Annotated in this window: 12 protein-coding genes; 10 read left to right on the top strand and 2 right to left on the bottom strand. The window is 60.3% G+C overall.

Translation table 11 applies throughout. From position 1 onward, the window contains the following. The first annotated feature begins 107 nt into the window (after positions 1 to 107). Genes B1818_RS22785 through B1818_RS22775 form a run of 3 tightly spaced genes read left to right on the top strand, consistent with a single transcriptional unit; the run spans position 108 to position 5,934 of the window. On the top strand, positions 108 to 1,622 hold the full coding sequence (locus tag B1818_RS22785; RefSeq protein ID WP_078114106.1) for a DUF3375 domain-containing protein: 1,515 nt from the start codon (positions 108 to 110) through the stop codon (positions 1,620 to 1,622). After that, positions 1,619 to 2,593, top strand: coding sequence for a DUF4194 domain-containing protein (locus B1818_RS22780; RefSeq protein WP_078114105.1), 975 nt, complete (start codon positions 1,619 to 1,621; stop codon positions 2,591 to 2,593). Before B1818_RS22785 ends, B1818_RS22780 begins: the two co-directional genes overlap by 4 nt. Beyond that, the gene (locus B1818_RS22775) at positions 2,590 to 5,934 is read left to right on the top strand and encodes an ATP-binding protein (protein WP_078114104.1); all 3,345 of its coding nucleotides are present in this window, start codon (positions 2,590 to 2,592) and stop codon (positions 5,932 to 5,934) included. The genes B1818_RS22780 and B1818_RS22775 overlap by 4 nt, the downstream gene beginning before the upstream one ends. A 68-nt stretch (positions 5,935 to 6,002) precedes the next feature. On the opposite strand, the gene B1818_RS22770 is transcribed toward B1818_RS22775, so the two are convergent. After that, on the bottom strand, positions 6,003 to 8,090 hold the full coding sequence (locus B1818_RS22770; protein WP_176455982.1) for a DUF262 domain-containing protein: 2,088 nt from the start codon (positions 8,088 to 8,090) through the stop codon (positions 6,003 to 6,005). 164 nt (positions 8,091 to 8,254) lie between these two features. Beyond that, positions 8,255 to 9,721, bottom strand: coding sequence for a DNA phosphorothioation-associated putative methyltransferase (locus B1818_RS22765; protein ID WP_303048507.1), 1,467 nt, complete (start codon positions 9,719 to 9,721; stop codon positions 8,255 to 8,257). A gap of 258 nt (positions 9,722 to 9,979) precedes the next feature. Between B1818_RS22765 and B1818_RS22760 the strand changes: the two genes are divergently transcribed. From B1818_RS22760 to B1818_RS24800, 7 genes are all read left to right on the top strand, one after another. After that, positions 9,980 to 11,125: a cysteine desulfurase family protein gene (locus tag B1818_RS22760; protein ID WP_078114102.1), complete on the top strand. Its 1,146-nt coding sequence runs from the start codon at positions 9,980 to 9,982 to the stop codon at positions 11,123 to 11,125. Between the two features lie 13 nt (positions 11,126 to 11,138). Further along, entirely contained in the window at positions 11,139 to 12,176 is a 1,038-nt protein-coding gene (locus tag B1818_RS22755; RefSeq protein WP_078114101.1) for a DUF4007 family protein, read from the top strand. Between the two features lie 80 nt (positions 12,177 to 12,256). Next, the gene (locus B1818_RS22750) at positions 12,257 to 15,610 is read left to right on the top strand and encodes a hypothetical protein (protein WP_254859859.1); all 3,354 of its coding nucleotides are present in this window, start codon (positions 12,257 to 12,259) and stop codon (positions 15,608 to 15,610) included. Further along, on the top strand, positions 15,603 to 16,454 hold the full coding sequence (locus B1818_RS22745; protein ID WP_078114099.1) for a phosphoadenosine phosphosulfate reductase family protein: 852 nt from the start codon (positions 15,603 to 15,605) through the stop codon (positions 16,452 to 16,454). The genes B1818_RS22750 and B1818_RS22745 overlap by 8 nt, the downstream gene beginning before the upstream one ends. Positions 16,455 to 16,472: 18 nt before the next feature. Beyond that, entirely contained in the window at positions 16,473 to 17,078 is a 606-nt protein-coding gene (locus tag B1818_RS24075; protein WP_139363085.1) for a hypothetical protein, read from the top strand. A gap of 9 nt (positions 17,079 to 17,087) precedes the next feature. After that, positions 17,088 to 19,169 carry a DNA sulfur modification protein DndB gene (locus B1818_RS22740; RefSeq protein ID WP_078114098.1) on the top strand — a complete coding sequence of 694 codons (2,082 nt, stop codon included), beginning with the start codon at positions 17,088 to 17,090 and terminating at the stop codon, positions 19,167 to 19,169. Between the two features lie 2 nt (positions 19,170 to 19,171). Then, positions 19,172 to 20,434, top strand: a complete 1,263-nt coding sequence (locus B1818_RS24800) for a DEAD/DEAH box helicase family protein (protein ID WP_078114097.1) — start codon at positions 19,172 to 19,174, stop codon at positions 20,432 to 20,434. The last annotated feature ends 498 nt before the right edge of the window (positions 20,435 to 20,932 follow it).

The following is a 20,932-nucleotide window of genomic DNA, read 5'->3' as shown; positions in this document are numbered from 1 at the left end:
CGCATCTCGCACGCGGCTCGACGCGCGACCCACCGGGTGGGGCGGCGGCCGCCAGGCGTGGCAGACTACCCGGGTCCTCTAGTCCCCGAGATCCCCGTGAGGCGGCGATGGAGTTCTCAGCCTTCCCGGCTCCGGTCGAGGCCCCCGGCTCGTCGAGCGGTCCCGAGTCCGTGCAGCTCACGCTGGCCGACGCGTGGGAATCGAACCGCGCGATCCAGAAGTCGGCGGTGGGACGACTCTTCGCGGCCACCAACTCGGCCCTCTATGTCACGTTGATGGAACGTCACCTCGACTACGGCACCAAATTGTCGGAGACCGAGCTGACGGTGCGCCTGGACCGCGACCTCGCCGACCTCGACCTCACCGATCAGGCCACCGGCCTCGAGCTGGTCAAACTCTGGGCCCGGCAGGGCTGGCTGCACCGCGTCACCGACACCTCCGACCCGCACGCCCCCAACCTGTGCCATCTCACCAGCGAGGCGCGCTCGGTCCTGGACTTCATGCGGCGTCAGCGTCGTGAGGATTCGATCGCCACCGGCGGGTCCATCACCGGTATCGCCGCCGAGCTCCGACGCGTCGCGGGTCAGGTCACGGGCGATCCCGACCAGATCCGCTCGGAGATCGAGGCGCAGATGTCCGACCTCGACGCCGAACTCGCCGACCTCGACGCCGGCCGACGACCTCCGGTCGACCTGCGCGTCGCCGAGGACGCCGCCCGCACCATCGGCTACCAGATGGAGCAGATCATCTCCGACATCGGCCAGTACGGCACGATGCTCGACCGCATCACCACCGCGCTGCTCGACGACCCGGGCGACTCCGACCTCGCCTACCGCGACCGCCAGCGACAGCTGTTCGACGACTACGAGGCGCTCCTCGACTCGCCGCAGTCCGCGTCGTACCAGGCGTTCTCGCACCTGATCCAGGATCCGGAGCGTCGCGCCCGCCTGAAGTCCGACATCGAGACGATCATCGCCAGCTTCCCGAGCATGGACCCGGGCCTGCGGTCGGTGATGGACAACTTCTTCGGCCTCGTGACCCAACAGATGGCCGAGGTCGGCCGCACCCGGCAGCGGTGTGCACGCCGTATCCGACGCTTCGTCGCGTCCGGGACGCTCGAGCAGAGCCGCGGCCTCGCCCGTCAGCTCAACGACGCCCTGGCCACCGCCAACGAGTTGCTCAAGACCTCGCTGGCCGACCGTCGGATCGGCTACGAGCTACCGCTGGCCGCGCCGACGGTGAACTCGATCGGCCGACTCGCATTCGAGATCCGCGAACACGTGCCGCCCGCGCCGGCACTCCCGGCAACTCTCGACGCCGACCTCACCTCGTTCGCTTCGCTGTCGGGCCAGGTCGACACCACCGAACTCACCGACACCGTCAACGCCGCGGTCGCCACCGGACCCGTCGCCCTCGCCGACGTCATCGGCGGACTCGAGGAGCCGTACCTCGCGCACGTCATCGTCCTGTGGTCGTGGGCCTCGAAACAGCAAGCGGCAGGGGAGAAGGTACCGATGACCACCGTCCGCTTCCGGTCCCTGATTGGCGACGACCACGCCATCGAAGTGCCTGACCTGACCTTCACCGAACCGATTCCGACTGCGGAGGTCGACGCCGAATGACATCTTTGCCCCCTGAGGCTGACCAACTGCTCCCTGAGGTGCGAGCGCAGCGAGCCACGAAGGGCGACCCTGAGGTGCGCGCGGACGACGCCAACCCCATGCCCCCTGAGGTGCGAGCGGACGACCCCCCGCTCCCTGAGGTGCGAGCGCAGCGAGCCACGAAGGGTCCCGAAACCGCCCCCGAGTCCGACGCTGCCCCCACGACCCCCGACGAATTCGCCGGCTTCGACGACCTGCCCACCGTCGCGAACCGCGCGGCGACCCACACGCCGAACGCGCCACGCTTCGACGGCGACGTCAGTGAGCTGCCCGACCGCGCGTGCTGGGCGCTGCAGAACCTGTTGACCCGTCGCTACATCAGCGGTGACCGGCAGCCGCAGCTGTGGTCGTGGGTCGCCGAGTACCAGGACGTGCTGCGTGGCCGTCTGTCCGAACTCGACCTCCGGCTGCGCATCGTCGACGAACTACAGGTCGCCTTCGTCGAGCAGGCCGGTTACGACTCTCGTTGGGGCCGAAAGATCCTCAAGCGCGAAACGATTCACACCTACGACGCCATCCTGGCGCTGCACCTGGCCAAGTACGTGCGCGCCGCCCGCGACGAGCCCGTCCTGATCACCCGCGAGGAGATCCACGAGCTGTTCGCCGGCGTCACCAACACCATCGACCGCGACCTCGCGCTCTTCGACAAGCGCATCGAACGTGCCCTCGACAAGATGGAGGAGCTCGAGTTCCTGCGCAAGCAGCGCGACGACGCCGACACCTTCGTCGTCAGCCCGGTCATCTCGGCGGTGATGACGGCGTCGGTGATCACCGACTTGCAAAGGCAATTCGAGCAGTTCATCGGATCCGGTGACACCGGTGAAGTGCCACCCGAGGACCTCGCCGACGAACCTGCCGACCGCGACGACGACACAACCGACCTCGACGGCGACAACGCGTACGGCGAGAACGACGAAGGAGACGACTGGTGAGCGGGCAGGTCGACCAGTACCACCTGTCCCGGTTGCAGCTGATCAACTGGGGCGTGTTCGACGGATATCACTCGATCCCGTTCAGTCCCAACGGTTCTCTGATCACCGGTTCGTCGGGCAGCGGTAAGTCGTCGTTGCTCGACGCCATCTCGCTGGCGTTCCTGCCGGATCACCGGCGCAACTTCAACGCCTCGGGCGATGCGACGGCGGCCGGATCCTCCAGCGGCAAGCGCACGGTCGGCAAGTACGTGCGCGGCGCGTGGGGTGAGCGGCGCGACGGCACCAACGCCCACCGCGAGATCATGTACCTGCGCGGCACCGGCCCGGCGTGGGCGGCCATCTCGGTCACCTACACCTCCAGCTCGGGCGAGGCCATCACCGGCCTGGTGCTGAAATGGCTTGCCGCGGGCAAGATGACCGACGCGCACAGCTCGTACTTCATCTACGACGGTGACGCCGACATCGTCGAGGCCTGCAACGAGTGGGCCGCCAACAACTACAACTCGGCCAAGTTCCGCGACCGCGGCTGGCGCGGCGGCCCCGGCGAGGGCAAGTACCTCTCGACGCTGTACTCGCTCATCGGGATCCGCGGCTCCGACGCCGCGCAGCAGCTCCTCGGAAAGGCCAAGTCGCTCAAGAGCGTCGGCGGGCTCGCGCAGTTCGTGCGGGAGTTCATGCTCGACGCCCCGACCAGCATCGTCGGGATCGCCGACGCCCTCGACCAGATCGACCCGCTCGTCGAAGCCCGCGAACTGCTCGACGTCGCGCGCCGCAAGCGCACCATCCTCGGCAACATCGAGGAGGTGCACGAGCGGTACGCGGGGGAGGCGGCCACCTTCTCCGTTCTCGACACCATCGACAACACCACCATTCGCAGCTACGTCAACAACCTGCGGATCCACAACGCGCAGCCCGAGGTCGCCGACCTCGACGACCAGATCACCCGCCTCGACGGTGATCTCGCCGCACTGACCACCCAGCACGACCAGCTCCGCCAGGACCACAGCCTGCTGCTGTCCCGGATCGCCACGTCCACCGGCGACCTCGCCCCGCTGCGCGAGCAGCTCGGCGGCGCACAGAAACTCAGCACCGAGGTCACCGCCCGACGCAACGCGTACGAGGACAAGGTCTCCGCGCTCGGCTTCACCCCGCCCACCCGGGCCGAGGGATTCTGGCTGCTCCGCGAGGAACTCACCGAGGAGGCCGCCAAGATTGACGGCCAGCTCGACGCCGGTCGCGCCCACTACGCCGAGGCGTTGGCCAGCGAGGTCGCCGCAAGGACCCGCCGCGACGCCGCGATGGAGGAGCTCGGTCGCGTCGAGAACGCCGGCTCCGCGCTCCCGCGCACCGAGCACGAGATGCGCCGCGCCATCGCCCACGGACTGCAGATCGACGAGTCCGAGCTGAAGTACGTCGCCGAACTCGTCGAACTCGACCCCGACGAAGAGCGCTGGCGTCTGGCCATCGAGAAGGTGCTACGCAACGTCGGCCTGCGATTGCTTGTGCCCGACAAGCACTTCCGCGCCGCCCTGCGCTTCGTGAACTCGCACGACATGCGCGGCCGAATCCAGCTGCACCAGGCCGACTCTCGCCCGATGCCCGTTCTGGAGCCGGGGACCCTGGCGTCGAAGCTGCGTCCCGTCGACGCCTCGCACCAGTGTGCCGCCGAGGCGATGACGGTGCTGTCGAAGCTGGGCAACCACATGTGCGTCGACAGTCCCGGCGAGTTCTCCCAGCACGCCAAGGCCGTCACCGACCAGGGTCTGCGCAAGGATTCGGCGAAGCTCGCGGTCAAGGACGATCGCCAGCAGCTCCGTCGGTCGCAGTACATCTTCGTCGGCGACGTCGCGTCGAAGATCGCCGCCCTGCGCGATGAACTCGAGTACGAGGAGCGGGCGTTCGAGGATGCCCGCCAGGATTGCGCCGAGCTCGATCGTGAGCGCAGCGCCAAGGAACGACGCCGCGACGCGTATCGCCGTGTGTGTGAGCAGTTCACGCAGTGGAACGAGATCGACGTCGACTCAGTCGACGATCGGGTCGATCAGCTCACCGACCAGTACGATCTGCTGATCGAGGAAAACCCCGACGTCGAAGCGCTGCAGCGCAAGGCCGAAGACCTGTGGGAGCAGGTGCGCAACGCGATTTCGCAGGCTGCGCTGGTCAAGGACAAGATCGCCCGCCAGGATTCACGGCGCACGCAGCTCCTGGACCTCATCGACCGGTTGAAGCCCGAAGACGTTCCCGCCCAGGCGGAGAAGACCCTCGACGGTTTCCGCGAGGACCTTAGCGCGACCCTCGACGTGCTCAACCCGGAGCCGTACCGCCAGGAGATCGTCAAGGCAGCCAGCCGCGAGCGCGATCGCATGCGGTCCGATGCCCGACGCTCCCGCGACGAGCTGGCTCGCATCCTCGACACTTACGACGAGGAGTTCCCGGACGCCATCCCGAATGACAGCGACGACTTTGACGAACGTCTCCACGACTACGTCGCCGTCTGCCGCCGCATCGACGAGCGCGAGCTGCCCGCCGCCTACGAGCGGATGCGCCGCCTGATCACCGAGCAGGCGCCGGGCGCGATCCTGGGCCTGCATATGGCCGCCGACGCTGAGGAACGCCGCATCGTCGAGCAGATCGAGCGCGTCAACACCGGCCTGGGTGCGGTTGCCTTTAACCGCGGTACACGCCTCCGGCTGCGTCCCGGTCGCAAAAAGCTCGCCGCGGTCGAGGAGCTGACCGAGAAGGCCCGCCAGATCTCGAACCGCGCGACGGCGGTCAGCTTCGGCGACGAGCAGGCCATTCTCGAGCAGTACTCCGACATCTTGCTGCTGCGCGAACGCCTCGCCGGCAACACCCCGGAGGACCGCCAGTGGACGCGAGATGCTCTCGACGTGCGCAACCGCTTCGACTTCTACTGCGAGGAGCACGACGCCGAGTCGGGGGAGACCATCCGCACCTACTCCAACGCCGGCGACAACTCCGGCGGCGAGCAGGAGAAGCTGATGGCGTTCTGCCTCGCCGGTGCACTGAGCTTCAACCTGGCCAGCCCCCGCGGCAACGACAACCGGCCGATCTTCGCCCAGCTGATGCTCGACGAGGCCTTCTCCAAGTCCGACCCGCAGTTCGCGCAGCAGGCGCTGTCAGCGTTCCGGAAGTTCGGGTTCCAACTGATCATCGTCGCGACGGTGCAGAACACCAGCACGATTCAGCCGTACGTGGACAATGTTGTCATGGTGTCGAAGACGGAGGCCGGGCCGGATTTGCGGCCGGTTGCTACCGCTACGTCGACGGGGATCAAGGCGTTCTCGGAGTTGCGGCGGTCGGGGAGTCAGTTACCGGTGTAGGGGAGGGCGCGATCGGCGCAGGAAGCGGAGGCCCTGGTCGGTGTACTTCCGCGCTCCGCCGAACCACACTACGGCGCGGGTTTGAGGTTCGACAGGTGCTTAACGGTAGCTGACTTTATTTGATCAAAACGGGCGCCCATTGTGTCTCGCGCGTATTCGAGGAAACTCGAGTCTTTTTGACTGTAACTCGAATCAAGCGTTAGGTGAAGACTGCTCTTAGCGGAGTCTTTGATGCTCGAGATGTACTGCTGGAGACTCTTGGAACCTATCGAGAGATTCGTAGATTTTAGGACGTAGGCTCTGTTCAGAGGACTATTCAACAGTTCGGCTATCTCAGTCTTTCCCTTCCTAATTTCTGACGACGACTGACCGATAGTGGTCGCAGTGGCTAGGGGAATCAAGTGGTGATCTTGGAGGCTATCCCGCTGGACATTAATTAACTGATCGGTTAACAGATCTCGCCCACCTGTCGCACAAACGAATTGAAGAAGATACTGTCCGACGTCGGTTCCGACGCGTGACTCTTCGGAAGTGCGCAAGAGTGATTCCCTGGACGAATAACCGTCGTCATTGAACACACGCAGTTCCCGTGATGCGAAAGGATTTACGCCTCCTGGATTCGCGAGCCATTCACGAAGTCGGTTCCCATCAGCTGCTGCGTTCTCGTTCTGACGATTTGTGTAGGTGCTAGTCAGAACGGAGCACCAGTACCAGTATTCGACCATATTGTATTTCTTGATGTCCGATCCACTGATGGATGGAAGAGTGGCCGCAATCGGAATAACCAGTAACTTGTTTCGTAACGCACCCTCGTCTTTGACGCCACACCTGACCTGGAGAAATCTCCAGGCCTGTAAGATCGCGTCACAACTTGGTTGCCATAACTTATCAACTTCCGCTGATGAGAATTGCAAGGTATTCTGTGGTTTGATCTCGTCAACCGCGAGATTGTGCCCAGGACCGTACATCGACAGCGTCCGGTTCATAGACATGGCCTGTAGGAACTGAGTCTTGAAGTTGGTGGTGAGCGCTCCTTCGACCAGGCCTACGTTATCCTCTGCTGCCCACTCGGTATATGCCGGCTTCGTGCTAACCGCAGGCGGGAGCGCAGATGGGTACTGGGTAATGAAGTCCTGAACAAGTTCTGGCAGGGAATGTCCCGACTGGCCGCGAGCGTAGCGCGCTGTAACTAGGTCGAATGCGCTTAGTGGGGTGCCGCCACGATTGATTGCTTCAAAGATAGCGATTGCCTTTGAAAGTTCATCCGCTGTCAATGTAATAGTCGAGAGCTTGAACTCTCTGACAGTGCGAAGAAGATTCAAAATCGATTGAATCCAAGCATACTTTCTATCGCGAAGTCGATTGTCGATCTCGTCGTCAGAGACATCTTCGGGTTGTTCGTCGGGTTTAAGGAAGTCGTCGAGTTCCTCCAGATTGAGTTGATTGTCGCGAATGGAGGCCAGTATCTCTTTACGTCGATCTTCAGCTATCTCGTCAAGTGCAATCTTGGCGATCGTGAGCTCGTTGTTGTTGCAGACCTCCCACAACGGAACTTGTCCATCGCTCGCTGCGGCAGCACCAGTTCTTAGGTGCCGGGCCGATAGCTTTGCGTCGGTCTCGAAAGCAGGGTGGGCCCATTTCTCAAAGTTCTTCGTCTTGGTAACTAGGTGCTGGACGATTGCATCGCTTACCAAATCGGGTTCAGGAGGCAGCTCTTTGAAATCGAGCGTTTTCCAACCAAACAGATCGGGGTCTTCAGGCTTTGCCGGCCTGACGCGAACTGCCCACCTCGATCGGAGGCGGGAGAATGTCTGGTTGTAAGCTTCGACCCAGTCTCCTTTGAATGGGTCGGAAAACAATGCGCGCAAAGTGCTCACACGTTGCTGTCCGTCGAGAAGGAATTCGCATGAAGTTCCAGACTGGTTGTCTGCTTCTGACTGACTGTGGCCAACTCTTCGCGAAGAGAAGTCGGTCGACTTCCCCTTTACGAGAAGCAGGGAGCCGCAGGGAATGTTTATCAGTACTGATGCGGCGATCTGTCGATGCGCATCAGCTGTCCAAACGAACTGACGCTGGAAGTTTGGGAGCAGAATGTCGCCCGATGATGCTTCGTTGACGACTTGGGTCAGACTCTTGCTTGAGTGTTCGACTGTCACACCCAGACACTAGCTCGCAGTGGTCGCTCCGCACCGCTTATGTCGGTGCCTTGGCACGGATCATCTGTATGGACGGGTGGCAGAAGCGAGATCGGGGCCGTAACCGGGGTTCGGACCAGCTGGTGAGTCGCATGTAACTTCGATGAGGCTTGCCCCGTTCTCGCTCAGCGGTGTTCGCCCGGGTCTAAGTCAGAGCTGCGGCGCTTGACGAGGCGATGTCCTCGTAGCTCGACACCGCAGCGTGTCAGTTCGGCCTCCCACCCTCGCTCAAGCCCGATTACAGTCGGATTTGCGTAGAGTCCGGCCTTCACTTCAGCGTCAGTAAGACGCCGGTACTTGGGGGCGTACTCGTCGTCAACCGCGACGAACTCTTCTTTCCGATGCAGAAGCGGACGGTTGTCACGACTTTCAAAGGACTGGTGCTTGCTCTCAAGACTCGCCATATCGACGCCGAACGTCCACGCGAGCTTTGGATGGGGATCTTTGTCGAAGTCTGGGTAACACGACCATGAGACCCTTCGGCCACGATGGTCCAGCTTCAGCATGTTCCAGCCGTCGGGACGTCCAGCCGCTACAGACCCGCAATGCTCGTACAGTCTCAGAACTACCGGCATACCCGAAACTGCCCTTCTGTGGGTATACAGAGCTGTGGCAGTCAGCTTTCCGACAGAGTTGCTCATTGCGCCGCGAATGTAGGTGTCATCCCGGATCTTCAGGAGAAGCCTGTCTGCGCGTACGCACGCTTCCTTATAGCTGCTGAAGCATCTTCGGATGTCAGCCTGCACTGAGAGTGGCAGGTCTGGAAGTCGAGGACGACCGTTGAAGATTGAAATGCCGAGGTAAAGGAGCGCGTCCAGGGTCGATCGCTTAACACCCTCTGTGACCAGCACAGGGTTTGCAGACCGTTGGACCAAGCGAAGGAGTTGTGAGCGGGTGAGTTCAGCGATAAGAGGCGCTGTTTCAGGTGGGATTTCCTCCAGGAGCGGGGGCCTACCCTTCGTCTCGGCGAAGGAGATCACCTCGGCGATTGCTGAAGCATGATCGGAGCTGACTGCCCACTCGTGTCGACCTATGGTCTCGCGTGCCAAGTAGGCCAGACGTTCCTCGTCAGTCTTGAAGACATATACGACGCCAGGTCTGGGGGAGAGACAGCGTTGACCAGTCACGTCTTCAACTAGGCGTCGCAGTTCGTTCGTTGTGAAGAGGTGTTGGAATGTGTCCCTGGACGTCAGGACGCCGTCGCTACGATCTCTACCCGAAACTTGCGATCGCTCCCAAACCAGTCGGCAGCTGACGACAAGGGCCTTGCGCGCGAGCGACCATGCCTGGCGAAGCGTCTCCATTCGCTCGGTGACGTCTTCGATCACGTTAAGGACGTAGGTCAGCATGACGACATCAGCGGGATCGCGTCGGCCGTCGGGCGCATAGTAGGGGTCCCACCCATATGCATCGAACTGCATATGACAGAGTCTGCCGACGTCTTCGCCCCGCCCACACCCGTAATCGAGGACTGATCGGTCCGAGGTGAGTAGACGATCCCTCAGGGCCGTGCGCAGCGGCATCGAGAGGCCGCTGCGCCGTATCGCGGTTCGGTCGCGCGCTGAGCCCCACTCGAGCGTGCCCTCCGTCACTGTCGGCCTCCCTGCTGTTGACGGTCGACACAGTGGTCAAACGGCGTTTTGATGGTAGCCGGACACCGGGCTGTGTAGGGGATCAGCCCATAGGTGCCACGTGGACAGACCGCGAGCCTCCACAGCGACGGAGTGTCAGAGCGTTAGCCTATGTTGAATTGCGACGCCTGGCAGGCGCATCCAGGCAGGTAGCCGGCCCGAATTGGCGGCGTCGCAGAGCGATGTCGGCAACCGAGCACAAGCTAGGATTGGTGCACCATGATTTACCTCGACTACAACGGATCGACACCCGTCGACCCGAGGGTTGCGGAGCAGGTTGAGGTGATCTCGGCGAGCTACGCGAATCCGTCAAGTACTCAGCACACGCCTGGACGGGAAGCCGCCGAGCTGATCGAGGAGGCCCGACATCGTGTCGCGTCCTTCGCATTGTCGCGTCCACGCGACGTGATTTTCACGAGCGGCGCGAGCGAGGCTGCAACAATTGGGATCGTCGGAGCCATGCTGGGTGCTCCTGACCGACCGAACGTTGTCGTCGGGGCGACGGAACACAAAGCCATCCTTGCGGCCGCTGATTTGGGTGCTCGGCTGACCGGGGGACAGGTTCGCCTGGTGCGGGTCTTGCAGTCAGGGGAGCTCGATCTCAACCACTTAGAATCAGTTGTAGACCAAACCGTGTCGCTGGTGGCGGCGATGTCAGCGAACAATGAGACGGGTGTGATCCATCCGTTGCGGGCGGCCGGTGAGGTTGCTGCTCGATCCGGTGCCGCGTTCTTTGTCGATGTAACGCAGCTCGCGGGCAAAGGGCCCCTTGACGAGGCTTCCGCGGCTGCAGATCTGATGGTTTGCAGTAGCCACAAGATGTATGGGCCGAAGGGCGCCGGGGCCCTCATTGCAGACCGACACGTACAAGCACGTTTGGTTCCGCTCTTCGCGGGGGGCGGTCAAGAGCGCGGACTTCGCGGTGGAACACAGAATACGAGTGCGATCGCCGGCTTTGGACTCGCCGCTGAACTCGCTGCGAAGGAAGTCACCGCCGATGAGGCACGACTCAAGTCGCTTGCCTCCACCCTGTACGAGGTCCTAGATAGTTCTATCCCTGGGGTTGTCGAGCTCAACGGATCTAAGGAGAACAGGCTGCCAAACACGCTGAATCTTCGTTTCATGGGTGCAGATGCGGATGCAGTGATGGCATCGATGCCCGACGTCGCAGTTTCGTCTGGAAGTGCGTGCCAGTCAGCGGTGCCGACCCAGTCGCATGTGCTGCTTGCGATGGGATGCTCCGAAATTGAGGCGTCGGAGAGCCTGCGTATCTCGCTAGGTCGGCCAACCACGGAGTCTGAGGTTAACTGCGCAACGGAACGAATCGTCGATGCCGTTACGCGGGTACGCGAGCTGTCGGCTTAGGAGACATTTGTAGATGACACTCGAGCAAGCCGCGCAGCCGCTCTTCGCCGGCCACCAAACATTTCATCCACGATTTGGTTGGATCAAGAAGGGGTTCGACGCTGCGGTCCGCAACCCTACGGCGTTCAGCGAGCCAGACGCGCCGGTCGAGCTTGGTGTCGGCAAGAACATGGTCGAAGCGATTCGATTTTGGGCCGTCGCGACGCGCGTAGTAATGAGGCTTCCGCATCCTGATCGATCGCGCCAATCGATTCATGTTCCGACTGCACTAGGTGCTTCGCTCTTTAGTGACGATTTCGGGCTAGATCCCTTTCTCGAGGACCCGACGACGCTCTGGATGTTGCACTGGCACGCGGTGAGCGCTCCGTCGCTTCTTCCAATATGGCGCTCCACGTTCAACGACTTCACTCCGACAGAGTTCACCGAGCAGACGCTGTTCGAGTTTTGTGTCGATGAAGTGTCAGCGACGACGTGGAAGCAGCCGAAGCCGGCAACAATCAGCAAGGACGTGGACTGCCTACTCCGCATGTATACGCGGCGTGAGGCACGTGCCAGGCAGACGCTTGACGACCTGCTCGACTCGCCGTTTCGGGAGCTAGGCCTCGTCCTTCCCTCTCCGGGAGGACGAAGCAGCTACCGCTTCATCCGAGGGCCGAAGCCAGGCCTAACCGACACAGCGATCGTCTACGCGTGTTTGGACTTCATAATTCGCGATTGCCAGCGTTCGAGTACTGTGACGCGGCTTGCAGTTGATCCTGGGTCCCCCGGCCGTATTTTCAAGCTGAGCGAGGACGACATCGTAGCGGCAGTAGAGTCCGTCACCTCCCGCGTGGGGGGCATATCGTTGGCGAGGCCAGCTGGGACCAGCCAGCTGGTGATCTCGGGTGACGCAGAGTTGGCGCTCCTCGGTCTCGTGACAGCTCACCATCGAAGGCGTGGTCGTGGTGCCGCCGATCTTGATCGTTTGCGGCTAGGGATAGGGGCTGCGTCGGAACCGGCCGACGGTCAGCTCACGCTGTCCGGTGCGACCGAAGAAAGGCCAGCTAAGTGACTACCCTCGCAGAATTTGTCACAACCAAGCCGAGGTTTGGACGGTCCGCGAACGTTGAACGCGACCACGGTCCAGAGGCCGTGGAGGGTTACCTGCCTACGGGACGTGCTGTCGACGTCGTCAAGCGGGTGGCAGAGGGAATGCTTGATCCACGCGCAGGACGCACGTTCTCGCTCACGGGTCCCCATGGCGGCGGCAAGTCGTCTCTTGCGTTGTTCTTATCAGCGCTACTAGCGGCCGACGCGAGCCCGGAGTACAAAGCTGCGACCAAGTTGTTGCGGGCTGCCGATCCCGAGACCGCCCGGTTGATGACCAGGGCGCGCAAGCACGTTGGGGCAAATACCTCGGGGTTCGTCACCGCCGCGGCGGCGGCCCGTCCTGAATCAGTCGCTCGGACTGCGGCCCGAGCGATCCAGGCCGGCGTACTGCGCTCGATGGGTGAAGGGCACCCGCTAGCGCTGATGGATGCACAGTCGGAGACAGTCGTCCTGGAATCGTTGCGCGCATTGTGCGCTGAACGTCCAGTTCTGCTTGTTATTGATGAGTTTGGTAAGAACCTCGAGGCGTACGCTCAAGCCAAGAATGAGGGAGACCCCTACCTCCTGCAGGAGATCGCCGAAGTAACGCAGGGGCAGGGCGCGCTGCCACTCATCGTGTTCACGATGCAGCACCTTGCTTTTGACGAGTACGTACAAGAGACTTCAGCTGCGCGCCGCCGCGAGTGGGCGAAAGTGCAGGGTCGGTTTCAGGACATCCCGTATGTCGACACCGCCGAGCAGTCGCGGCGCTTGATCGTCGAGTCATTGGAGCAGTCCTCACCCATCCGAGCGGCGGCCACCGATTACATTCACCGCACGGCGAAGAAGCTCACAACCCTCAATCTCAGAGACTTGCACGACGACGCGCAGGCGTCAATCCCATTGCACCCGTTGACTCTCGCGGTCTTGCCTGACCTTTGTTCTCGATATGGACAGAATGAACGTACGCTATTCTCGTTCCTCGCTGGGAGTGAACCACGGGCGGTCCCGAGCCAACTAGAGAAGCTAGACTGGTCTCCGACGGAGTCGTTGCGTCTCATCGGACTAGACCGGGTCTACGACTATTTTGTCGAGTCGAGCGGAAGTGCGGTCGGTGTATCGACAGGTGCGAGTCGCTGGCTCGAGATCGAAACACGAATCCGGGATACAGCTGGTCTAACGGCCCCAGAACTCCGTGCCGTTAAGGTTATCGGCCTTCTGAACTTGGTATCGACTGGCGGTAAGATAAGGGCATCTCGGGAGATTCTTGACTTTGCCTTGGCTACAGGAGAAGACGGGACAGAGACGAGCGCCGAGACCGCGAAGGTCCTCAGAAAGCTCGAGAAGCGCGGACTCATAGCTCATCGGACATTTTCCGACGAGTATCGAATCTGGCAAGGGTCGGACTACGACCTTCGCCGTGCAATCGACAGTGCGCGACGCCAGGTCGGTCCAGCGCCGCTCGCCGAGTTGTTGAATGAATCAGCAGACTTACAGCCTGTTGTCGCTGGTCGCCACAGTCAAGCGTCGGGAGTATTGCGCGTCTTTGGCCAGACCTTTGGCGATCCGGACAGCGACTTCCCGATGGAACACGACTGGGACGGTGTGGTTCTTTACTCGACGAGTCCGCAAGGCGTGGCTGATGGCGTCGAACTACCCGAGGAAGGGATCGAGGACTCTCGTCCACTCATCATCGTCGAAACAGACGAGCTCACCGAGGTGCGAACTGCGGCGGTAGAAGCAGCGGCGCTGAAACTTGCGCTTCGAGCCGCACTCGAAGAGGGCGCAGACTGGGTTGCGGTGCGTGAGCTGTCTGAACGAGCTGCTGCAGCCCATCAAGAGCTACTGTCGTCGGTCGCGCGTACTTGGAACGCGGAATCCGGGTGGCATTTGGCCGGGACCGAATACGAGATCGAACCTGCTGCCGGTCTATCGAGTGTGCTGTCGGCGGTTTGCGACCTGAGGTACTCAGCAACGCCCCCACTACGAAACGAGATGATCGCTCGCCGTGAGCTCACCAGCCAGGGCGCAAAGGCTAGGCGGGTTCTGATTGACGCGATGATCGAGTCGGCCGACGTTGAGGCCTTCGGGATTGAGGGGTACGGACCCGAGCGTGCGATGTACGAGTCTTTGTTGCGATGGACGGGGATTCATCGCATAAGAGAGTCGTCCGGTTGGTCGCTCGGTCAGCCGTCTGAAAAGTCATGGAAAGCACTATGGAGTGCGCTTTGCGAGGTGATCGATTCAGCCAATGACGAGCGGATGCCACTCTCTCAGGTCTTCGACACTGCGAAGCGACCGCCGTACGGCCTGAAAGATGGTGTTCTGCCTTTACTTGCGGTGGCTTTACTTTTGGCGAGACGGGATGAGGTTGCGCTCTACGAGCACGGCAGCCTCGTACTAGAGATCGACGATGCTGTCGCAGAACGGTTAGCGAAGAACCCGTTCCACTTCGCGATTCGTAACAGCGCAACACGCGGAAGTTCACGTTCCACAGTCATCAATGCGCTCGCCGAGCGACTGAAGATCAAGGGACCCGGCGGCACAGATGCGACGTTCTTAAACGTTACGACGGCGCTGTACCGCGAACTACGCCTTCTCCCGCCGTATACGCAGAAGTCCAAGACTGCGTTGTCCCGACGAGCGCTCGACGTCCGAAACTCATTCCACACGGCCGTTGAGCCAGATGTCTTGATCTTCGAGACACTTCCGAAGGTCCTGGGAATGGCGCCGTTCCAAGCTAAGAGTCGGGCCAACGGCAGTCGAGCGGCACAATTCGCTGAGGAGCTCGCGGAAGTTGTTCTCGAGCTACGGTCTGCGTACGGAAACCTTCTCACCAAAATTGCCGACGAGCTCGGTTCAGCACTCGCCGTGCCAGGTGATCAAACTGACTTGCATCAACGGCTAGTTCCCCGAGCAACAGAACTCCACGGCCGTGTTCTGGAGCAGCGTTTGAAGGGCTTCGTTGGAGCATTGGCTCGGGACCTGCCGCCCCAACCGTGGCTCGAGAACGTGGCGATGGTGGTCGCTGAAGGGCATGCCCCACGAGTCTGGACGGACGACATTGCGGAACGTTTCCCTCTCAGCGTCGCTGAGGTCGGCGGTGCTATGCGTCGAACCGAGGCACTCCTTTACGACAACCGAGCTCGCTCCGCCGACAGAGTCGGCTTCCAGGCGGCGAGGGTAACGCTTACCCAGCCTGATGGGCAGGAGTGGAACGAACTAGTTGCGATCACAGATGAAGATAGAGAGCTGATCGACGCAGACTTTGAAGACGTTGTGGAGCGGTTGGCCGGCAAGCTGGGCTCGCGAGCCGCTGCTTGTCGGTTGCTCATGGCAAGGTTGGCGATAGACGAGCTGGGTGCTCCGACACAGGCCGAGCCGACAGCACGAGCGAAAGGTGTCAAACATGGGTGACGCGCAGGTACGCCATATTTGTGGGATCAGTGGAGGTAAGGACTCGAGCGCGCTCGCGGTTTACATGCGTGACCGCGTGCCCGAGATGGAGTACTTCTTCTGCGACACAGGCGCCGAGCTCCCTGAAACCTACGAATACTTGGATCGCCTCGAAACGGCACTTGGCAAACCCATTGCTCGACTGAACCCTCGGAAGGGCTTCGATCACTGGTTCGACGTCTATCGTGGCGCTCTTCCCTCGCCGCAGATGCGCTGGTGCACCAAGAAGATGAAGATCGAGCCGCTGGAGGAGTGGATCGGCGACTCGCAGGCAGTGTCATACGTCGCTATCCGCGCGGACGAGTCCGGCCGCAAAGGATATGTGAGTACTAAGCCCAACATCAAGACGGTCCTGCCGTTCGTTGAAGACGACATTGACCACGCAGGCGTCATCAGGATTCTCGACGACGCGGGCATAGGTCTGCCGAAGTACTACGAATGGCGTACTCGTTCGGGTTGCTACTTCTGCTTCTACCAGCGGAAGGCAGAATGGGTTGGTCTTGCTGATCACCATCCTGATCTGCTAGAACGCGCTATCGCGGTTGAGGCGAAGGTGCGCAAGGAGGCTGGCGCGGATGGTGACGCGTCGTTCGGCGAGTTTGCGATGAAAGGCCGGCAGTATACGTGGTCCGGTGGCGAATCGCTGCCAGAGCTGATTGCACGGCGCGAAGAAATCATGGATCGGCACGAGCAGGCGAAGGAGCATGCAGCTAAGCGGCGAAAGAACTTGCCGCTTTGGGATGTGCTAGCAGACGCTCTCGATGACGACGACGATGCCGACCAGTGCAGCGTGTGCGCGTTGTGAGACAAGGACCGCGAGCAGGTGGTGATTCAACTCTGGGCATCGCAGCCAGGTGAAGCGTTGTATGACGCGCTGCGGGTCGATGAGGGTATAGATGACCTGATACCCCGTACGCCGGCTGTCTATATGTGGAAGAGAACGCTGCGGCCCGATATCGTGGCTCGATCTGATCCGTCAGCGTTCATTGAGTGGATCGACAAGCTCTGTTCCTCGCCATATGGCCAAATTATCGATACGCAACTGAATCATTTCTTAGCCGTTCAGAGTATCGAACTATCCGGTAGGGGTCTCTCAAAGGACAAGCGCGGATATCTTCGGACCTTCCTGTCTGATGAGCGGGCGAGACGCTGGATGACCGAGTTTCTGGCGGGCCTGGATAATCACTTGCCATCTCTCTATGTGGGGGAGACCGGCAATCTTGTCACCAGAGTTGCAGAACACATCGAGGGGCAGAGCAGTTTCGGCCAGATTATAAACACATCGACTCAGCTCGATTGGCGGGACCTCACGCTCCACTACTGCATCGTTCGTGCTACTGACGAATTAGCATCCAAGGTAGCCCGTCAAACTCTTGAGTATCTGACATCGACTGTGACAGTCGCCGGCTTTTCGCAGCGCATAGGATAGGAACAACCAATGTCTCGTTTGATCCCAGATGTAGCAGCCACGCAGGACTTCAACTTCATCTATGGCGCATTCCAGCTCTCGAAGTGGACAGTTCCCTACTTCGTGTCGAGTGTGACCTTTCGCGAAGCGGCGGACGACCTTCGCCTCGCCAGCGACATACCCGGCGTCGAGAAGATTCCCTGGAAACTGTCGGAGCTATTCCAGCGCGACATCGACTGGATGCGGGTTGAGCGGCAGATAGTCCCGTACCTCCGCAGCGAGGATCACGCCCAGTTTTTCAACTCGATCACCATTGCGCTACTGCCATTTGACGGTGAGAATGGTCAGATTTTGGATCGCTTCGGCGATCGTCCGGACTACTGGGAGGCCCCCGAACTTTCCGGTGCACAGGCGTTTGCGAGAACTGAAAAACTTGGTCCGATTTCTTTTGGCTACTGGGATGACTGGAAGCGCCCTACCGACCAGGGTTTTCGGACCGGTCGGATGCGTTGGAACAAGAACCAGATCTTTGGGGTGGCGATTGACGGCCAGCACCGTTTGGCTGCGATCAAAAAGATTGTCGGAGACAGCGCGAGTCCAAGTCTGAACGACTCTCGGGTACCCGTCATCTACCTACTCTTCGATGAGTTTTGTGGCTATCGTGCCCCGAAAGAAGCTCAGACCGTCGAGGTCATGCGCGCGCTCTTTACCGACCTCAATAAGCATGCGCAGACAGTGAAGCGTGGGCGTCAAATTCTCCTCGACGACCGTGACCCTCATGCCCATTGCACACGCAGGCTGATAGCCGAGCATCTAGAAGGCGATATTCAATCGCTTTCGGGCGAAAACCCGGTCCTTCCATTGTCGCTGGTTGACTGGCATAGTGAGCAAGCGAAATTTGACGATGGGCCGTACCTGACCACAGTGCTCGGACTAGACTGGACTGTGACCAAGACACTGAAAACGCCGCCTGTTTCTGATTGGATGGACTATGCTGCGATTGGCAATCAGATCAAGGTCTTGCGGAACAGTATGGGGATCGGACTCCGTAACGCCGTTGAACGCTTGACTGATCTCGAGGGTGTCAGTATGCGGCCGTTCTCCTATAGCGACGACGACATCAACGAAATAGCAGATGCCTTCGAAAGAAACTGGCAACCCGCGCTGCTTCACATCATCACTGAGCTGTCGCCGTACTCCGAACTGATTGAGCTTCGTAGCAAGAACGGTAGTTACGGGCTCGAGTTCCAAGAGTGGTATCGTTTGTGGCTTGCGATGTCTCGGGAGCGAAACTCTGTAGGCGAGTCGCATAGGCACTACGACAAGTTTATGACCCGCATTGCGATGGACGAAGAGAATCCTCGTGGTGAGAGTCAGTTCCGTGCCAAGCTGGACCAGCTTCAGTCATACAAGTCCGATAATCTTGCATTTAATGTCGTATTTCAACGAGCCTTAGTTGAGGGGTTCTTAACTTATGCAAAGATCCGTGACGAGGACCTCGACGAACTCGATTTAGACAACGAAGACGACGATTTCGCCGATGACTTTGGTGATGTAGTCTTCGGGCCTTTCTCGGAGGAGTCTGAGTCCGCAGGCGAGATCTTGTCGGACAGTACGGCGAAGATGCCGACTAAGGTGCCCAATGAGCTAGCCCGGGCCCGCGAGTATGTGGGTGCACTCAACCGAGTCATCATGAGCTGCCCGGAAATCTTGCGAATCTCATTCGAAACCGAGGTCAACAGTGAGGACGAGACCGAGTGGTTCTGGCTCGGCTCCTTGCGGAAGCCTGAGGGCGGCATCGACTTCACACAGGGAGCGTCGACCCGCGCGAAAGATATTCTCTTCCTTCTGGCGGCATTGGTTGTGTACGACGAGCGCACGGAGCCTGAATTGCGTTCAGACTTCGACGCTTTCTGGGATTCGAATGTGGATTCTCAGGTCGGACGATTCAGTGTCGAGATCTCCCGGGCGGTCAAACGTTTGACGAAAGACGACAATAAAAGCTGGGCTAGTCGAATCTGCAATACCTACGGAGACGAGCCGTCCGTTACTCGCGGAAGGGAAATGCTTCGAAGTCGGCTTCGTGCCGTCTGGGAGACGTGCGAGCTGTAGGGATGTCCCGGCTCGCGCGTGAGGTTGACGCTCTCAAGACCCAGCTCGCGGAGTACTTCGAGTTCGGTGCGCCATCGGAGGCCGACTTAGCAGAAGAAGAACCCAATGATGAGCCTTCCGGTGCGTCACTAATCCAGCTTAAGAGGCGCGAGCAGCGGCCCGCGCTATTTGACTACCAGAAAGATCTCGTAAACGAAGCGCTCGATGGGCACATCACAGGGGGAAATGCCGCTCTAATTTCGTTGCCAACTGGTGCAGGTAAGACTCGCACTGGGATCTCGGTTTGTCTTGCTTGTTTTGACGAGTACGAATCGCGGAGAGTGATATGGTTGGCACCGACTCGGGAACTCGTGCATCAGGCCTTCGGGGCAGCCTTGGACCTGTGGCAGCAATATGGGTCTGCACCGGATATTGCTGTGAGCCGCGATTTTAGGGATCTGCCCGAACCGACACTGATTATAACAACTCCCCAGGCGGTTCATCGTGCGATCAGGGAGGGTCGCGATCTGGGAGTCTGGGATCTGGTTGTCTTTGACGAGGCCCACCAGGCCGTAGCGAGTACCTTCCGCACGAGCGTCGAGGCGCTTCGCATGAGGCCGCGCGCTGGCATCGGCAAGGCTGCGCTTTTAGGACTATCGGCTACACCTGGCAGATCGGTCGACTTGGAGTCGTATTCGCTTTCAGAGTTCTTCGATAATCGGCTGTTGGTGAGTCAACGACTGGGTCCGAATCCAGTGCTTACCCTCCAGCGTCGGGGCGTATTAGCTAATCTTAGGTTCCGTAAGCTGACGAAACAATCAATCGGCAAGAACGCAGAGGTGACGCGCCTCCGTATTGCGGTAGAGGCAGTTCGATCTCTTGTGAATCGCGGACGGAAACCCCTGGTTTTTTCGTCGTCGGTAGCCGCTGCCATCTGCCTAGCGGAAGTCCTTACGACGCTGGGGATCTCCGCGACAGCCGTCTACTCCGAAATGTCGGAAATCGCCCGAGATCGTGCGATCAGCTCGTTCGCACTAGGGACTGTCGACGTCCTGGTTAACTACCGTCTCCTAGCGACTGGATACGATTGTCCGGCAGTCACGGATGTTTTATTGCTCAATGAAGTCGGCAGCGCAATTCAGTTCGAACAGATTGTTGGTCGTGTTGCCCGTGGACCACTAACTGGGGGGTCGAGGTTCGGGACCGTCTGGGAGTTCGATGAACATTTACAGATACATGGACTCCCGACTTCATACTATCGATACAGAGATTTCGATTGGGCGTAGGAAACCACGCGACTGCCTCGACTGAAATTTGAGCACACTAAGCATGTCGTCCCCAATGGCCGCTCGCATTCAGTCCAGCGCAATGGCGCACGGGGTCCCGGCTACCTGAAGGCATGACCGTCTGGCAAGTCCACTCCCTCGAGATGGATGACCTGCCGCGCATTCCTGCAGCCAAAGCCGAACGTCCAGAACCTCAGAACTACTCCGCTATATACGTGCAAACATGCCGCTGCCCTATGCGAGGCGTGTGGCGCACTTGCCGTGCCGCACCCACACGCCGCGACAGAGGTCGCTTCGGTTTCTTACTACCGAAATTTGACGCGCGAGACCCGATCAAGGAAGTGCGACTGACGCGCACCTGTCGGATCGCCCGGCTCGTGCGCGGAGCATACTGTACGACACAAATTGGCTTAACGAGTGAGCCCGAGACATACTGACTCTGTCGAGCGCGACTAGTACGGCGAGCGTGGAGCGTCCCCGACGTGGCCCACTGTTTAT

It is taken from the genome of Gordonia sp. IITR100 (genome assembly GCF_002009645.1).
GTDB classification, from domain to species: domain Bacteria; phylum Actinomycetota; class Actinomycetes; order Mycobacteriales; family Mycobacteriaceae; genus Gordonia; species Gordonia hongkongensis.
The sequence above is the reverse complement of the archived record's forward strand: the minus strand, read 5'-3'. Positions and strand labels throughout refer to the sequence as shown.

Coding starts and splice junctions, on each gene's coding strand:
- B1818_RS22785 (WP_078114106.1), top strand. CDS start 108: ATGGAGTTCTCAGCCTTCCCGGCTCCGGTCGAGGCCCCCGGCTCGTCG.
- B1818_RS22780 (WP_078114105.1), top strand. CDS start 1,619: ATGACATCTTTGCCCCCTGAGGCTGACCAACTGCTCCCTGAGGTGCGA.
- B1818_RS22760 (WP_078114102.1), top strand. CDS start 9,980: ATGATTTACCTCGACTACAACGGATCGACACCCGTCGACCCGAGGGTT.
- B1818_RS22755 (WP_078114101.1), top strand. CDS start 11,139: ATGACACTCGAGCAAGCCGCGCAGCCGCTCTTCGCCGGCCACCAAACA.
- B1818_RS22745 (WP_078114099.1), top strand. CDS start 15,603: ATGGGTGACGCGCAGGTACGCCATATTTGTGGGATCAGTGGAGGTAAG.
- B1818_RS22740 (WP_078114098.1), top strand. CDS start 17,088: ATGTCTCGTTTGATCCCAGATGTAGCAGCCACGCAGGACTTCAACTTC.
- B1818_RS24800 (WP_078114097.1), top strand. CDS start 19,172: ATGTCCCGGCTCGCGCGTGAGGTTGACGCTCTCAAGACCCAGCTCGCG.